The organism is Pseudomonas sp. Root401, from assembly GCF_001425105.1.
Classification (GTDB): Bacteria; Pseudomonadota; Gammaproteobacteria; order Pseudomonadales; family Pseudomonadaceae; genus Aquipseudomonas; species Aquipseudomonas brassicacearum.
The window spans coordinates 115,164-131,757 of sequence record NZ_LMDO01000012.1 but is presented as its reverse complement, the minus strand read 5'-3'; the positions used below and the strand labels follow the sequence as shown (position 1 = coordinate 131,757).

The window sequence follows — 16,594 nt, the reverse complement described above, 5'->3', positions numbered from 1 at the left end:
TGCACTCGACAGCTCCTACGGGGCCGCTTCGAGTCTCAGCAGGAGCAAGCGCCCTCACCACATTGAGTCACCGAAAACCCAGGCGCAGCGTCATTAGCTCTGAAGATTCCTACAGTTATTTCCAAAAAAATCTGAACTAAACCCGTGAATTGCCACTCAGAGATTTTGAAAGGCTGGTGAAGCCCTTCAATGCTCCTATGTTGTGTTAAGTGTTGGCAGATATCTGGACCCCGCCCTAGCGGTCCGGAACTTGGACCCCGAACTTCCCCCTCCCCATAAGAAGTCCGGGGTTTTTTTTGCCTGCGATTTGGCTTATTCGGCCTCTTCGCTGCCCTTGTCCGCCAATTCCATCCAGTCGGCCAGCACCGTGTAGGCTTCTTCCAGGCCCATGCGCTTGGGCGCCGAGAACAGCTGGATGGTGATCGCATCGCCCCAGCCCTTGCGAATTTCCGACTGCACCTTGAGCAAGGTATTTTTGGCCGCGCCGTAGGTGAGCTTGTCGGCCTTGGTCAACAGGATGTGCATCGGCATGCCGCTGGCGACCGCCCAATCGAGCATCAACAGGTCGAAGTCGGTCATCGGATGGCGAATGTCCATCATCAGGATCAGGCCTTTCAAACTCTCGCGGCTGCCCAGGTAGGCTTCCAGGTGACGCTGCCAGTGTTGCTTGAGCGGGATCGGTACCTTGGCGTAGCCGTAGCCGGGCAGGTCGACCAAACGCCGTTCATCGTCTAGCTTGAAGAAGTTCAAGAGCTGCGTGCGACCCGGGGTTTTCGAGGTACGTGCCAGGCTTGCATGGGTCAAGGTGTTCAGCGCGCTGGATTTGCCGGCATTGGAACGCCCGGCAAAAGCCACTTCGAAGCCTTCGTCGTCTGGGCATTGATCGACTTTGGCGGCGCTGAGCATGAATGTGGACTGTTGGCACAGGCCGAGGATGGGGTTCTTCAGTTGCATGGGATTTCCGATGTGGGCGGCGTCGGGAATGGACGCGGCAAGCTGTGTCGTTTCCGTTTCAGTGACGCCAGTATATAATGCCGCAGATTTTGTGTGCGCTTTGTCCCAGCGTAGGATGAAGTTCACGGGAGCGACCGACCGAAATTGCGCATTAGAACGCAGCTCGTTCCCAACCCTGAAAAGGTCGTTTTATGACGAAATGGCTGCTAGCTGCCGGTGTCTTGATGCCGCTTTACAGCGCTCAGGCTACACAGGATCCGGAAGCTGTGTACAACCGTGTTTGTGGTGCCTGTCATTCCGGCCAACTCCCCATGGCGCCCCGCAAGGGCGATCAGGAAGCTTGGACGCCGAGGTTGGCGCAAGGTATGGAGACGCTGGTGCAACACGTGACCCAGGGTTTCAAGGCGATGCCGCCGCGTGGTTTGTGCATGGACTGCAGTGCCGAGGATTACCGAGCCATCATCCAGTGGATGAGCGAGTGAACCCGGTCCATAACTCTTTAACCCTTAGCCGTAGTTGGATTAGCTGATGAACAAACTGATCGTGAGTCTGCTGTTGACCTTGGGGATATCCGGCGTAGCCCACGCCGCTGGCGATGCCGCTGCCGGTCAGGCGAAAGCGGCCGTATGCGGGGCCTGCCACGGCCCGGATGGCAATAGCATGGCGCCCAACTTTCCGAAACTGGCGGGCCAGGGCGAGCGTTACCTGAACAAGCAACTGCACGACATCAAGTCCGGCAAGCGCACGGTATTGGAAATGACCGGCCTGCTGACTAACCTGAGCGATGAGGACCTGGCTGATATCTCCGCCTACTTCGCCAGCCAGAAAGGCAGCGTTGGCGCCGCCGATCCCAAGCTCGTGGCGCGCGGTGAAGCCCTGTTCCGTGGTGGTGACCTGGCCAAGGGCCTGCCATCCTGCACCGGCTGCCACTCGCCTGACGGCAAAGGCAACGCTGCCGCCGGCTTCCCGCACTTGGGCGGCCAGCATGCCCAGTACGTAGGCAAGCAACTGACCGACTTCCGCAAAGAGGACGGTGGCCGGACCAACGACGGCGATACCAAGCCGATGCAGAGCATTGCGAAAAAGCTGAGCGACGAAGATATCGCCGCGGTATCCAGCTACATCCAGGGCCTGCACTGAGGCCTTTGGCTGGCGTTGCGAGGGGCGTACATCCCTTGCAACGTTAACGCTCGATTAATCTGTCGATGCGAGCATCAAAAGGGTGGCTTTGGCCGCCCTTTTTTGTGGCCGCTGCCGTTACACTAGAGAACTTGAACCCGCCACGGTCTGTCTTAGAAACAGGTCCTGCGAGGCCCCCTCATTGTCCAGGAGTAAAGCATGCGTAATCTGATCATCAGCGCCGCGCTCGTCGCCGCCAGCCTGTTCGGCGTAACTGCCCAAGCCGCTGAAAAGCCCGCCGCACCCTATGTCGAATTGACCAACCCCGTTCCGGTGGCGGCACCTGGCAAGATCGAAGTCGTGGAGCTGTTCTGGTACGGCTGCCCGCATTGCTACGCTTTCGAGCCGGTCATCAACCCATGGGTCGAGAAGCTGCCGTCAGACGTTAACTTCGTACGCATCCCTGCCATGTTCGGCGGCCCATGGGACGCCCACGGCCAGATGTTCCTGACCCTCGAATCCATGGGCGTCGAGCACAAGGTTCACGCGGCGGTATTCAACGCGATCCAGAAAGAAGGCAAGAAGCTGGTCAAGAAGGAAGAGATGGCGGATTTCCTCGCCACCCAGGGTGTCGACAAGGACAAGTTCCTGGCGACCTTCGACTCCTTCGCCATCAAGGGCCAGATCAACAAGGCCAAGGAACTGGCGAAGAAATACGAAATCACTGGCGTACCGACCATGATCGTCAACGGCAAATACCGCTTTGACATCGGTTCTGCCGGTGGCGCAAATGAAGCGCTGCAACTGGCCGACCAACTGATCGCCAAAGAGCGAGCGGCCACCAAGGCTGCCGCCAACTAAGCGCGGCCCACGCCCATGGCCCGCTGGAGCACCGAACGCATCGTTGGCCTGCATGAACCGCGGGTCAACGAGCATCATGTCACGTCCACGGGCCTGCCTGGCGACAGCCGCTTGCGGCTGCTCAGCTTCAATATCCAGGTGGGCATCAGCACCGAACGCTACCGGCATTACCTGACTCGCGGCTGGCAACATTTGCTGCCGCACACCGGGCGTGCCGGTAACCTGCAGAAAATCGGCGACCTGCTCAAGGACTTCGATCTGGTGGCCCTGCAAGAGGCCGACGGCGGGAGCTTGCGCTCAGGCTACGTCAACCAGGTGGAGCACCTGGCCCAATTGGGCGCCTTTCCCTACTGGTACCAGCAACTCAATCGCAACCTCGGACGTCTCGGCCAGCACAGCAATGGTGTGTTGAGTCGCTTGCGCCCGTGGGCGATCGAAGACCATCCGTTGCCGGGGCCCAAGGGCCGCGGGGCGATCCTCGCGCGTTTTGGCGAAGGTCCCGAGGCGCTGGTCGTGGTCATGATGCACCTGGCGCTCGGAGCGCGTACCCGGACGATGCAGCTGGCGTACATTCGCGAGTTGATCGGTGGCTACAAGCACCAGGTGCTGATGGGCGACATGAACACCCATGCCACCGATTTGCTGCAGAGTTCGCCCCTGCGCGATCTCGGCCTGCTCGCCCCACAACTGGAAGCGACATTCCCCAGCTGGCGCCCCCAGCGCTGCCTGGACCATATCCTGTTGAGCCCGACCCTGACCCTCGAACGCGTCGAGGTGCTGGCCCAACCCATTTCCGATCACCTGCCGGTCGCGGTAGAAATTCGTTTGCCAGGTTCGCTCACGGCCGATGCATTCCCCGCGCTGAGTCCTGCCCCTCGCGGATCCGATGAATGAGCGACGACGCTGAACGCTGGAGAGAGAAGTACCTCAAGAGTATCGAACAGCAGGAAAAGCTTGAGCGCCGTTGGGAGGCTCGGCTCGACTTGCTGCGTCGTGGCCTGGTGCGCAGCACCCTGGCCGCCGAGGGCACTGACCGGGCGGTCGATCAATGCATGAAAGAGATGCGCGAGGTGGTGCGCACCGATGACATGGATGCCGGCCTCGCTGCCCTGCTGCCGCGCCTGGAGAAAGCCGTACTCGATTCCGAGCAGCGCCGCGAAACCCGGGTCGAGCAGACGAGCACCGCGTTGATCGCCCTGGTTGCCCAGTTGCAGAGCCTGCCGCTGCCCAAAGAAGTCAGCCGGTCACTGAAGAAGTTTGCCAAGCAACTGGAGGATCGGGCCGGCCAGGTCCGGGAGATTCCGCTGTTGCTCAGCGAATTGAGCGGTTTGCAAGGCAAGGCACTCAGTGCCCTGGATGCCCCTGTCGAACCGAGTCGCCCCGGCCTGCTGCAACGGCTGTTTGGTGGCCAAGGCCATGAGGACGCGACGCCCCGGCCCCACGAGCCTGCCCAGGCCAGCGTGGTACCTGCGTCGGAAACCGCCCTGCCCGTAGCCGTGGCGCCGGCCATGGCCGCAGAATCCGTCGCACCAGCACCAGCACCAGCACCAGCACCAGCACCAGCACCAGCACCAGCACCGCAGCCATCGGTGGCGGAGCAAGCGCCAGCGTTGGAGACGACGCCCGAACCGGTTGCCCTGACTGCGCCGCAGCTCGAGATCGCTCCAACACCCGCTCCAACACCTGCAGCCGAAGTGGTTCAGCCCGCCAGTGAACCGCACGACCAGGCGCCCGAGCCCGCGCCGCTGCCGACGCCGGTCGCCGAAGAACGCCCGGTTGTGGCGCCCGCACTCGAGAATCCCGACGAGCTGATGCCCGAAGAGCCTGTCCAGGCCCTGCCCGGCCCCTCGTTGCCGCCAGCGGAGCTCGACGAGCCCCTGGAAGCCGTCGATGTGGCTGACGCCCAATACGCCCTGCCCGACTCGCCGGAGCCGTCCTACAGCTCGGTCGCCAAGCATATCGAAGACACGCTGTTGGGCCTTCTGGGCGACCTGACCTTGCCCGAGCGTCATCGACCACAAGCCGAAGCCATGTGTGAGCGTCTGCGCAATGGCTTGAACTGGTATGAATTGCTGCCGATCCTCGATGATCTGGCCGTGCTGATGCTGGCCATCACGGACACCGGCCAACATGAATTCGAAGCGTACCTGCAGCGCCTCAATGATCGGCTCGAGTCATTCCAGAGCAGCCTGCAGGCCGCCAGCGAAGACCACGCCGAAAACCTGTCGGCCTCCAGGGAAATGGACACCCAGATTCGTGAGCAGGTGGACGGCCTGCAAAGCAGCGTGAAGGAAGCCGATGACCTGGAAAGCCTCAAGCAGGTGCTCGAGAATCACCTCGAAGGCTTGCTCGGTACGATGGACCACCACCGCCAGCAACGTGACCAACGCGAGCAGGAGGTCTCGACCCGCCTGAAAAGCCTGGCCGATCGCGTTGCGCTGATGGAGCAGGATGCCCAGGTCGTGCGGGAGAATCTCGAGGAACAGCGGCAAAAAGCCCTGATCGATCCGCTCACCGGGCTGCCCAACCGCGCCGCCTGGTCCGAGCGCCTGGAGCATGAAGTCGCCCAGTGGCAGCAACACGGCAACAGCTTGCTGCTGGCCATGCTCGATCTCGATCATTTCAAGCGCATCAATGACAACTACGGCCATCTGGCCGGGGATCGGGTGTTGAAGCTCATCGCCTCGGTCCTGCGTAAACGCCTGCGTGGCGGTGATTTCATTGCGCGTTTTGGTGGCGAGGAGTTTGTCCTGCTGGTGCCCGATACTCCCCTGGTGGCCGGCGCCAAGCTGGCCGAGGCGCTGCGCCTGGCCATCGAAGCCTGCCCGTTTCATTTCAAGGGCGAGCCGGTGACGGTGACGGTATCCATTGGCCTGACCGCCTTCAAACCTGGCGAACACAGCGATTCGGTGCTTAAAAGAGCCGATCAGGCGCTTTATCGGGCAAAAAATTCCGGGCGCAACCATGTGGAATTGGGCTAAGGGGCTAATTGTTCCAATTTGTTTAATATCGCCGCGCGCACCGGATCATCGCGAGGCAATACGTTACACTGTTGCATTACTCCTAGTGCGTATTGCCTTCCGCCATGAAATTTTTCTCGCTCATTGTTTCTTTATTTATCCTGGCCGGCTGCACCAGCGGCCCGCGGCTCGACACCAGTCACCCCTCCGTCAACCATGACAATCGCATCCAATTCGTGGTGGTGCATTACACCTCGGCTTCCCTGGAGCGCTCACTGGCCCTGCTGACCCATGGCGAAGTCAGTGCCCATTACCTGATCGGCGACGATAAACGCGCGACCATCTACAAGCTGGTGGATGAAGGCCGACGTGCCTGGCATGCCGGGGAAAGTGAATGGGAAGGCCGGACCTGGCTCAATTCCAGTTCCATCGGCATCGAGATCGTCAATCCGGGTTTTGTCGACACACCCACCGGTCGCCTCTGGTATCCCTACAGCGAAGCCCAGGTCCAGGCTTTGATCGTATTGCTCAAGGACATCATCCAGCGCAACGGCATCAACCCGCGCAGCATCATCGGCCACAGCGACATCGCGCCCCTGCGCAAACTCGATCCGGGGCCGCTGTTTCCCTGGAAGCGCCTGGCGCAAGCTGGTTTAGGAGTCTGGCCAGACGAACAGGCCGTCGCCCGCCAGCAGGCCGTCTTCGCGCCACAGCTGCCGCCCGCCAGTTGGTTCCAGGCCGAGCTGGCCCGCCTGGGTTACCCAACGCCGCAGACCGGCGAGTGGGACGTCGCCACCCACCATGTGCTGGCCGCCTTCCAGATGCACTACCGACCGACCCGCTTCGATGGCACGCCGGATGCGCAAAGCGCGGCGATCCTGCAGGTGCTCAACCAGACAAAATAATGACGCCCGTCTGACGAATCGGGCCAAATCCAAATCAGAAGCTATAACTCATTGGTAACTTTCGGATTACCCATGATGACGGCTGCCCGCGAAACCCTACACAGCTGGCTCCATCGCCCCGTTTTCCTGGCGATGGTGGCAACTGCCCTAAGTACCGTCCTGTTGCTGGCGGGGAGTCTGCTTGTGGTCGTGCAGCAGATCCAGCAGCGCGAAAGCGACCAGATGAATGCCCAGGGCGAGCGCTTCCTGCAGCGCCTGGAACAACTTTTCGGGCAACTGCGTGAAAGCCTCGACGACCTGCAAAACCAGCCGTTGCGCGGATGCAACGACGACATGATCGCTACATTGCAACAGGTCAGCTTCAACTACCGTTTTGTCTACGAGGCGGTGTATATCGATGGCAGCGGCGTCTGCTCCAATCGTCCACGCCAGAGCGGCTTGTCAGTGACCCGCCCACCTGACATCCGCGGGCCGACCTACAATTACTGGCTCAACACCACCACAGAGCCCGACGAAGACCGCGCCGCATTGATGCTGGGCCGCGGCAACTTTCGGGTGGCCACGTCCCGCGGGCATTTGACCGATGTGGTCGATTTACCACCGGGCAGCAGCCTGCTGGTGGTCCTGGATAACGGTAAACGGGCCATTCCCGTGCTCGGGACGGACCAACACTGGCCGCCGGTCGAGCCTTGGCCACCGACAAGCCACAATGCCTTGCAAGTGACGCAGAACCGGTTGATCTATCGGATGCCGACCGACAGCCCGGTCTATCAACTGGTGCTGATCGCCCAGCGCAACGGTTTTAAGGTTCCGGCCAATGCCTGGTGGATGCTGCCCATCAGCCTGATGCTGGGCCTGGGGATTGGTTTCCAGGTGTTTCTGCTGGCGCGCCAGCGCCAGTCCATGGACGCCGAACTGCATGGGGCTATTCGGCGTGGTGAATTGCAGGTGCTTTACCAGCCGATTTTTGACCTGAGCAGCCGCAACTGCGTCGGGGCTGAGGCCTTGCTGCGCTGGCGACGACCGGACGGCACCCTGACCAGCCCGGACCTGTTTATCCCGATGGCCGAGAACACCGGGCAGATCCGCCAGATCACCGATTTCGTGCTGCAGCGGCTGTTCGATCAATTGGGCCAGCTGTTGCGGGCCAATCCGCAGCTGTATATCTCGGTGAATCTGGCGGCCTGCGATGTGATGGTGCCGCGTATTGGCGAAGTGATCGCCCGCCTGCTGGCGCGGCATCGCGTGTCGGCGCACCAGATTGCCTTCGAAGTGACCGAGCGTGGGCTGGTCGATGTGTTGGTCGCCCGGGACAACCTGCAATCGCTGCGCGACGTCGGGCACCAGGTGTTGATCGACGATTTCGGCACCGGTTATTGCAGCCTGGCCTACCTGCAAACCCTGCCGGTGGACTGCCTGAAAATCGACAAGGCCTTCATCGACGCCTTGGGCCACGATGCCGCCAGCAGCGGCGTGGCCCCGCATATCATTCGCATGGCCCATGCACTGCAACTCAAGGTGATTGCCGAAGGCATCGAGCATGAAGCCCAGGCTTCCTATTTGAGCAGCGAAGGGGTGAGGTTCGGCCAGGGCTGGCTGTTCGCCCATGCCCTCAGCGCGGTGCAGCTCATTGAACTGATTACCCGTGGCCGGCGCCTGCGTGGCCGCCGTCTCGATGATGAAGCCTGAGTCTCTTCACGCGGTGAGCTCAGACCGCCAGCGCCATGTAGAACTGCGTGCCCTGCCCCGGCCTTGAATAAACGCCCATGCGCCCGCCGTGGAGCTGGACGATCTCCTTGCACAGTGCCAGGCCGAGGCCAGCACCACCCTTCTTGCGTCCGACCTGGACGAAAGGCTCGAAGATCCGTCCCTGCTGGCCGTAGGCAATGCCTTCACCGTTGTCTTCGACACTGATGATCACCCGCTCGCCATGACGCCGGGCCTGCAAGCGGATCTGGCCGTTTTCGGCGGTGTGGCGCATGGCGTTATCGATCAGGTTATCGAGCACGCGATCCAGTTGCGCAGCGTCGGCGTGCAGGCGCGGGAGCGGGCCCTGGATCGCCACGAGCAGCTCGATACCCTTGGTTTGGGCCTGCTCGGCAAACCGCAGCCGGGCCGCTTCCAGCAGATCGTCGATGGAACAAGGCGCCAGGGTCAGCTTCTGCAGGCCGTTCTGGTAGCGAGAGAAGTTCAGCAGGTCATTGATGAGCTGCATCAGCCGCTGCATTTCTTCGGTGACGGTGTTGAGCAGGTCGGCCTCGCGCGACTCCTCTGAAAAATGCAGGCGCTCCTGTAGCAGGCCGAAGGCCATGTGCATGCCCGTCACGGGCGTGCGCAGCTCATGGGAGGCTCGCAAGACGAACTCGCTGCGCACCCGTTCGAAGGCGCGCTGCTCGGTGACGTCATGCAGCACCATGACCGCGCCGAGAATGTGGCCCTGGGTATGGCTGACCGGGGTGAGGCTGTAGGTGAGCACCCGCGACTCGCCATCCACTTCGATGCTCAGGTCTTCCGGCGCGCGCTCCAGGCTTCCACCGCGCAGGACCAGGTGCAATTCTTCATCCAGTTCAAGGCGTCCCAGCGCCTCGCCCAGTCCTTGGCCCAGGCGCTCCTCATCCCAGCCCAATTGACGCTGGGCCACCGGGTTGAGGTGCTCCAGCCGGCCTTGGCGGTCGATCATCAGCAAGCCGTCGTCGATGCTGTCGAGCACCGCTTGCAAGCGTTGCTGGCCGGCGAGCAGCTCATCGACGTTGGTGGCCTGATGCTCACGTAGCGCCTCGGCCATGACCCCGAAACGACGGGTCAGGAGATTCAACTCAGCGGCCGAGGAAACGGGTAGCGTGACCTCGAAATTGCCTTGGCCGATGTCGTCCGCCGCTGCGGCCAGTGCCTCGATCGGCGCGCCGAAACGCCGGGCAATGCCATGGGCCGTGATAAACCCGATGATCAGCACCGCAAACCCCACCAACCCCAGTAGTCCGGAAATCCACATCGCGCGTTCACGGGCGCGGTCCTGGGTTTCACTGATGTTGGTCAGGGCCTGGCGATAGCCCTCGATCAGTCCATTGCGCAGCACGTTGAATTTTTCGGTGAGGTCCTTGATGCCCGTGAGCTGGCTCGGCTGCTGGCGAGACGCGGTGAAGGCTTCAAGAAACTCCATGTAGTCGGCCTTGGCCCGGCTGAAGCTGACCGCTGAATCGTCCAATTGCCGTTCGTGGGCGATGCCCTCGTCGATCAACGCCAGGTATTGCTGCTTGGAGGCCTCCAGCGCAGCCAGGTCGGGCTTGTCATCAAGCATGATCATCAACTGATCGCCGAGGGTCTGGCGCAGCTTGAGGCCCAGGTCCAGCAGGATGAAGTTGTCGCGTACCGATTGTTCCTGGGTATTGGCCATCTGCATCACGCTGACCAGGCCAAGCACCAATCCCAGCAAGGCCACGGTGATCAGGGCCGAGATGCTGAGAAACAGTCGTGTGCGCAGCTTCATCGCCAGTTTCATAAGGTGTCGCTCACAGGTTGTACTGCTTGCGTTTGCGGTACAGCGTGGAGGCATCGATACCCAGGGTCTTGGCCGCCTGGTCGAGGGTGTCGGCCGTGGCCAGCACCGCGCCGATGTGGGCTTTTTCCAATTCGTCGAGGCTCAGTGCGGCGCCGATGCGCGGCGCATTGTTGACCGGTTGCTCGGCCATGCCCAAATGACTGATTTCGACTTTTTCCTGAGGGCAGATGATGCTGGCGCGCTCGACCACGTTGCGCAATTCCCGGATGTTGCCCGGCCAGCGATAACCTAGCAGCGCTTCGCGCGCCTCGTCGCTGAAGCCCCGGGCCGGGCGCGCGTATTCCTTGACGAAGCGGGCCAGGAAGCGGTCGGCCAGGGTCAGGATGTCTTCGGCGCGCTCACGCAACGGCGGCAGGTGCAGGGTGATGACGTTCAGGCGATACAGCAGGTCTTCGCGAAAGCGTCCGTCGCGCACCATGTCTTCGAGGTTGAGGTTGGTCGCGGCGAGAATCCGCACATCGGCGCGACGGGTGACTGGGTCCCCTACCCGCTCATATTCCTTGTCCTGGATGAAACGCAATAGCTTGGGTTGCAACGTCAGGGGAAAATCGCCGATCTCGTCGAGAAACAGCGTGCCGCCGTCGGCCTGGTTGACCCGCCCCAACGTACTCTCGCTGGCCCCGGTGAAAGCCCCACGGCTATGGCCGAACAATTCGCTTTCCATCAGCTCAGCGGTCAGTGACGGGCAATTGATGGTGACGCAGGACTTTTTCGCGCGCTTGCTCCAGCCATGGATCGCCCGGGCCAACTCGCCTTTACCGGTGCCGGACTCGCCGAGGATCAGGATGTTGGCATCGGTACTGGCGACCTGGCGCGCGGTTTCCAGGACGACTTTCATCGCCGGGCTGTGGGAGTCCAGGCCGTCCTTGGGTTTACGCACTTCCCCTTCAAGGGCTTCGAGCCTTGCCGACAGCTGGCGTACTTCCAATTGCTTGGCGGTCGCCAGGCGCAATTGATCGGGGCTGCACGGCTTGACCAGGTAGTCGGCCGCCCCGGCCTGGATGGCATCGACCGCGGTATCGACTGCCGAGTGGGCGGTGACGATGACCACCCGCATCCAGGGTGCCTGGATACGCATTTGTGCCAGGACATCCAGGCCGTTGTCCTCCCCCAGGCGCAGGTCGAGAAAACACAGGTCGAACACCTGGCGTTGCAGCAGTGCGTCGGCCTGGGCGGCGCTGTTGGCGGTGGCGACGCTATAGCCTTCGTCTTCCAGGCAGTATCGGAATGTACGCAGGATGGCGGACTCGTCGTCTACCAGCAGAATGCGGCCTTGGTGCTCAGTGGCGGATTCCATTTTTCCTACGCTCCTTTAATGAATGATGTTGGTTAGTGTCAGAAAAATCGGGCAAGTTGCATGGTCGATTCTGAGGGGATATTACTCACCGAGAATGGCCCTGTGGACGTCTGACTCCTAAAAGCCTGATTTGAGTTCCTTTTTTTATGATTCGTCCGGGTCGGACGGTTCGCATCGCTGATTCCGACGGCTGTGTCTGACAGGAAATTCCAAAACCACCTTACGCCTTTTCTCCGGTATTCGTGCAATACGCACGACTGCCGCTTGCGCCATCGTGCAGGATGCGCTCCCTGCACGTTGCATCTATTTGTTAACCTATTGATTTTAAAGGTTTTTACCTAATAAAAAATCCTGGCACGGCGACTGCAATGCTCTGGTCAACGTGGCGTTAGCGCGCCTCAACCAGATCACCGCACTCGGGTGGGGAGGAATTTCAGGATGAATCGTCAAAGTGTCGCTCAGTTTGGCTCCGCCCACTTTAAAAGTGCTGCCCAATTGCGCCTCTCTTCCCTGCACATTCAGCAGGGCCTATGGGCTGCCCTGGCGCTGCTGGTCACCCTCGTAGCGGCCCAGCAATGGTTGCTCTGGCAGGAAAGCCAACAGCCCGAAGCGCCGCAGGTGTCGATTCACCGTGCCCCACAAACCCATTTCAGCGCCGTCAGCAGCCTTGAAGAAGCGTCCGCTTCAATGCGCATGATGGATGTCGACCAGGCTCAGCCATCGGGCGCCATGCCGCGTGAAGAGCGCTGGGTGTTTTAACCCGATGAACCGGTCGTCCATTGCGCCGGAACCATCACCGCAAGACCTTCACTAAATAGAAAAGCGTAAGGAGAATCACCATGTTGAGCTGGGCAATTACCTTCCTGATCATTGCCATCATCGCCGCTGTACTGGGCTTCGGTGGTATCGCAGGCACCGCCACGGGCATCGCCAAGATTCTCTTTGTTGTGTTCCTGGTGATGTTCATCGCTTCCTTCTTCTTTGGCCGTCGTGGCCGAGGCTGACCATGAGCGTTTCATTCAAAGGACTGGCCGCCGCCCTGTTGCTGGGCGGCAGTGCCATGGCAATGGCTGCCAATGACGGGCAGATGCGCGTCAACCAGTTGCTGGAGGCCGACCCGCAATACCGCGAGACTTGGCAGCACGTCGTGAAAAAAGAAGAACGCCTGCCCGAATGGGTGATGAACCTGTCGGGCGATTCGGACCAGATGAATGCTGTCGAGGAAGATGGCGACAAGTATTTGGTGGGGCCGTTGTGTGAAACCCAGGCAACGTGTCGCAGCAAGCGCCTGATCGTTGCCTTCAGTTTCGACAAGGACGAGGCCTATGCCATGTTGGTGGAAGTCCCTGCGGGGCTGCCGGCCGACAAGTCCCCGACGCGGCATGCCGACTACAGATTCCTCGGCAAGCCCGATGAAGGTATGCAGAAACTGTTAATGGAACAACTCAAGAAAGATCCGAACTGGTACTGATTCTGAAAATGGGAAAAGCAGCCCTGCTTTTCTCTGCTGCACAGCCCGAGGAGGGCCGGTGCATGACCAGGGGGCTGGGACGTTCTGACGGATGAGAGTCGGAGTGACCTACGGGCACAAGGGGTGCCTGCGAAAGGGCCGGGTCAGGTAAAAGCTGCGACGCAGGTTCGCAAAGCCACCCTGGCTTGGCGAACTTGCGTAGAGCTTTATGTCGCCAGATGTGTGCGCCAGAGCGGTTGGCTGACTGGGCGCCGCGAGCCGCCCAGCGATGCGGCATATTGTCTCCTCCCGCCGATTTATCCCCCTTTTCCTGACCGTATATCGGAGAATGCCGGCGCAATTTCTCCCATGGGCCGCGTCTCGATTCGCGGTCGTTTCATCGGTCCCCCACCGTTGCGAGAGAAAGCCCAGCTACGCTGAAATGGCCGGTTCACGGCACTTATGCCTGCATAAATGTCGTGTTCGAACTGCTTGGGAGGCGGGTTTCGTTTGCAAATTCTCATGCCGATTCGGCATAGGGTAGGCGTTTACGGCATTAGACGAGCCCCCCCTGCATCGCAATAGTTGCGCCTTTTTTCGCCTGCCAGTAAGCCGCTAACGCGCTCGGGGTGACCTTATAACGGGGGCAGTGGCGCGGATGTTTTTCGTCATCGACGATCCGTTCGCGCCGCTGTCCGAGTCCAACTGAAGTAAGGGTAACGATATGAAGAAGGCACGACTAAGCCTCGCCTGGCAGATCCTCATCGGTCTGGTGCTCGGGATTGCATTGGGCGCGCTGCTCAACCATTTCAGTGCCGAGAAGGCCTGGTGGATCAGCAATGTGCTGCAACCGGCGGGCGATATCTTTATCCGTCTGATCAAGATGATCGTGATCCCGATCGTGATTTCTTCGCTGATCGTCGGCATTGCCGGGGTGGGTGACGCCAAGAAGCTCGGGCGCATCGGTCTCAAGACCATCCTTTACTTCGAAATCGTCACCACCATCGCCATCGTCGTCGGCCTGCTGCTGGCCAACTTCTTCCAGCCGGGCAGCGGCATCGACATGAGCACCCTGGGCACTGTGGATATTTCCAAGTACCAGGCCACGGCCGCGGAAGTCCAGCATGAGCATGCGTTCATCCAGACCATCCTCAACCTGATCCCGTCGAACATCTTCGCCGCCGTTGCGCGTGGCGAGATGCTGCCGATCATTTTCTTCTCCGTATTGTTCGGCCTGGGCCTGTCCAGCCTGCAATCGGACCTGCGCGATCCGCTGGTGAAAATGTTCCAGGGCGTGTCGGAAAGCATGTTCAAGGTCACCCACATGATCATGCAATACGCCCCCATCGGCGTGTTCGCCCTGATCGCGGTGACGGTTGCCAACTTCGGCTTCGCGTCGCTGCTGCCGCTGGCGAAACTGGTGATCCTGGTTTACGTCGCCATCGCCTTCTTCGCCTTCGTGGTGCTGGGCCTGATCGCCCGCCTGTTCGGCTTCTCGGTGCTCAAGTTGATGCGCATCTTCAAGGATGAGCTGGTGCTGGCCTACTCCACCGCCAGTTCCGAAACCGTGCTGCCGCGCGTGATCGAGAAGATGGAAGCCTACGGCGCGCCGAAAGCCATCTGCAGTTTCGTGGTGCCCACTGGTTATTCGTTCAACCTCGACGGTTCGACCCTGTACCAGAGCATCGCGGCGATTTTCATCGCCCAGCTGTACGGCATCGACCTGTCCATCAGCCAGCAATTGCTGCTGGTGCTGACCCTGATGGTCACCTCCAAAGGCATCGCCGGCGTGCCGGGCGTGTCGTTCGTGGTGTTGCTGGCGACCTTGGGCAGCGTGGGCATTCCGCTGGAAGGCCTGGCCTTCATTGCCGGTGTCGACCGCATCATGGACATGGCCCGTACCGCCCTGAACGTCATCGGCAATGCCCTGGCCGTGCTGGTCATCGCCCGCTGGGAAGGCATGTACGACGATGCCAAGGGCCAGCGCTACTGGAACTCCCTGCCGCACTGGCGCAGCAAGGAGCCGCTGCCGGCGGGGGAAACTTCCAGTAATTGATGCCTGCCTTGAGGCCGCCATCGCGAGCAGGCTCGCTCCCACAATGACGAGTGTTCCCTGTGGGAGCGAGCCTGCTCGCGATGGCGGCGGCACATTCAACATCAGGCCAAGCAAACCCCGGAGAAATCCGGGGTTTGTCGTTTCTGCCAGCCCCGCTATCATTCGCGGCATCTTCCGGGGGATTTGACCGATGCTCAATGGCCTGTGGCTTGGCTTCTTTATCGTGGCTGCCGTGTCGGCGCTGGCGCAGTGGTTGATCGGCGGCAACGCCGGGATCTTCGCGGCCATGGTGGAAAGCATTTTCGCCATGGCCAAGCTGTCGGTGGAGGTGATGGTCCTGCTGTTCGGCACCTTGACCCTGTGGCTGGGCTTCCTGCGCATCGCCGAAAAGGCCGGCATCGTCGACTGGCTGGCCAAGGCCCTAGGGCCGCTGTTTTTGCGCTTGATGCCGGAGGTGCCTGCCGGCCACCCGGCCATTGGCCTGATCACGCTCAACTTCGCCGCCAATGGCCTGGGACTGGACAACGCGGCCACGCCCATCGGCCTCAAAGCCATGCGCGCCCTGCAAGACCTCAACCCCAGCCCGACCATCGCCAGCAATGCGCAGATTCTGTTCCTGGTGCTCAACGCCTCGTCGCTGACGCTGTTGCCGGTGACGATCTTCATGTACCGCGCGCAGCAAGGCGCGCCGGACCCGACCCTGGTGTTCCTGCCGATCCTGCTCGCCACCAGCGCCTCGACCCTGATGGGGCTGCTGTCGGTGGCGTTCATGCAGCGCCTGCGCTTGTGGGATCCGGTGGTGCTGGCTTATCTGATCCCGGGCGCGCTGGTGCTGGGCGGTTTCATGGCGCTGCTGGCAACGCTCTCGGCCACGGCGTTGGCGGGGTTGTCATCGATCCTGGGCAACCTGACGCTGTTTGGCCTGATCATTGTGTTCCTGGTGGTGGGTGCCCTGCGCAAGGTCAAGGTGTATGAAGCCTTCATCGAGGGCGCCAAGGAGGGCTTCGACGTCGCCAAGACGCTGCTGCCATACCTGGTGGCCATGCTTTGCGCGGTGGGCGTGCTGCGGGCTTCGGGGGCGCTGGATTTCGGCCTGGACGGCATCCGGCACCTGGTGCAGTGGGCCGGCTGGGACACGCGCTTCGTCGATGCCTTGCCGACCGCCATGGTCAAGCCGTTCTCCGGCAGCGCCGCCCGGGCGATGCTGATCGAGACCATGAAGACCTCCGGCGTCGACAGCTTCCCGGCCCTGGTGGCGGCGACCATCCAGGGTAGCACCGAGACCACGTTCTACGTGCTGGCGGTGTATTTCGGCGCCGTGGGCATCCAGCGGGCGCGCCATGCCGTGGGGTGTGCGCTGCTGGCCGAATTCTCCGGGGTCGTGGCAGCGATTGGGGTTTGCTACTGGTTCTTCGGCTGAGCCCCAATCGAGT

15 protein-coding genes are annotated in these 16,594 nt (G+C 61.2%); 12 read left to right on the top strand and 3 right to left on the bottom strand.

Translation table 11 applies throughout. The annotated features are described in order from the left end of the window. Positions 1-312: 312 nt before the first annotated feature. Positions 313-954: a ribosome biogenesis GTP-binding protein YihA/YsxC gene (gene yihA / locus ASC85_RS10600; protein ID WP_003196227.1), complete on the bottom strand. Its 642-nt coding sequence runs from the start codon at positions 952-954 to the stop codon at positions 313-315. 191 nt (positions 955-1,145) lie between these two features. On the opposite strand from yihA, the gene ASC85_RS10595 reads away from it, so the two are divergent. The 7 genes from ASC85_RS10595 to ASC85_RS10565 all read left to right on the top strand — a co-directional run bounded on the left by ASC85_RS10595 (position 1,146) and on the right by ASC85_RS10565 (position 8,488). Continuing rightward, a complete protein-coding gene (locus tag ASC85_RS10595; RefSeq protein WP_057449291.1) occupies positions 1,146-1,436 on the top strand; it encodes a c-type cytochrome in 291 nt (96 codons plus the stop codon). A 46-nt stretch (positions 1,437-1,482) separates the two neighbouring features. Next, complete coding sequence (locus tag ASC85_RS10590) at positions 1,483-2,094, top strand: c-type cytochrome (protein WP_057449290.1); 612 nt, start codon at positions 1,483-1,485, stop codon at positions 2,092-2,094. A 198-nt stretch (positions 2,095-2,292) separates the two neighbouring features. After that, complete coding sequence (locus ASC85_RS10585; RefSeq protein WP_003196235.1) at positions 2,293-2,934, top strand: thiol:disulfide interchange protein DsbA/DsbL; 642 nt, start codon at positions 2,293-2,295, stop codon at positions 2,932-2,934. Between the two features lie 15 nt (positions 2,935-2,949). After that, positions 2,950-3,828: an endonuclease/exonuclease/phosphatase family protein gene (locus ASC85_RS10580; protein ID WP_057449289.1), complete on the top strand. Its 879-nt coding sequence runs from the start codon at positions 2,950-2,952 to the stop codon at positions 3,826-3,828. Further along, on the top strand, positions 3,825-5,915 hold the full coding sequence (locus tag ASC85_RS10575) for a GGDEF domain-containing protein (protein WP_057449288.1): 2,091 nt from the start codon (positions 3,825-3,827) through the stop codon (positions 5,913-5,915). Before ASC85_RS10580 ends, ASC85_RS10575 begins: the two co-directional genes overlap by 4 nt. A gap of 104 nt (positions 5,916-6,019) precedes the next feature. Continuing rightward, a complete protein-coding gene (locus tag ASC85_RS10570; protein ID WP_057449287.1) occupies positions 6,020-6,799 on the top strand; it encodes an N-acetylmuramoyl-L-alanine amidase in 780 nt (259 codons plus the stop codon). 75 nt (positions 6,800-6,874) lie between these two features. After that, positions 6,875-8,488: an EAL domain-containing protein gene (locus ASC85_RS10565; RefSeq protein WP_057449578.1), complete on the top strand. Its 1,614-nt coding sequence runs from the start codon at positions 6,875-6,877 to the stop codon at positions 8,486-8,488. Positions 8,489-8,507: 19 nt separating this feature from the next. On the opposite strand, the gene ASC85_RS10560 is transcribed toward ASC85_RS10565, so the two are convergent. Both ASC85_RS10560 and algB read right to left on the bottom strand, forming a co-directional pair. Continuing rightward, positions 8,508-10,298 carry an ATP-binding protein gene (locus ASC85_RS10560; protein ID WP_057449286.1) on the bottom strand — a complete coding sequence of 597 codons (1,791 nt, stop codon included), beginning with the start codon at positions 10,296-10,298 and terminating at the stop codon, positions 8,508-8,510. 10 nt (positions 10,299-10,308) lie between these two features. Next, on the bottom strand, positions 10,309-11,655 hold the full coding sequence (algB, locus tag ASC85_RS10555) for a sigma-54-dependent response regulator transcription factor AlgB (protein WP_003196247.1): 1,347 nt from the start codon (positions 11,653-11,655) through the stop codon (positions 10,309-10,311). 438 nt (positions 11,656-12,093) lie between these two features. On the opposite strand from algB, the gene ASC85_RS10550 reads away from it, so the two are divergent. The 5 genes from ASC85_RS10550 (at position 12,094) to ASC85_RS10535 (ending at position 16,581) form a co-directional block, all read left to right on the top strand. Continuing rightward, entirely contained in the window at positions 12,094-12,414 is a 321-nt protein-coding gene (locus ASC85_RS10550) for a hypothetical protein (protein WP_057449285.1), read from the top strand. Between the two features lie 80 nt (positions 12,415-12,494). After that, complete coding sequence (locus ASC85_RS31040) at positions 12,495-12,659, top strand: DUF1328 domain-containing protein (protein ID WP_003177151.1); 165 nt, start codon at positions 12,495-12,497, stop codon at positions 12,657-12,659. Between the two features lie 2 nt (positions 12,660-12,661). Next, positions 12,662-13,126, top strand: a complete 465-nt coding sequence (locus ASC85_RS10545) for an inhibitor of vertebrate lysozyme family protein (RefSeq protein WP_003196251.1) — start codon at positions 12,662-12,664, stop codon at positions 13,124-13,126. A 703-nt stretch (positions 13,127-13,829) separates the two neighbouring features. Then, positions 13,830-15,161 carry a glutamate/aspartate:proton symporter GltP gene (gene gltP / locus ASC85_RS10540; protein ID WP_053189427.1) on the top strand — a complete coding sequence of 444 codons (1,332 nt, stop codon included), beginning with the start codon at positions 13,830-13,832 and terminating at the stop codon, positions 15,159-15,161. Positions 15,162-15,351: 190 nt separating this feature from the next. Next, positions 15,352-16,581 (top strand): nucleoside recognition domain-containing protein, encoded by a 1,230-nt coding sequence (locus ASC85_RS10535; RefSeq protein WP_057449284.1) that lies wholly within the window; start codon positions 15,352-15,354, stop codon positions 16,579-16,581. Positions 16,582-16,594 lie beyond the last annotated feature (13 nt).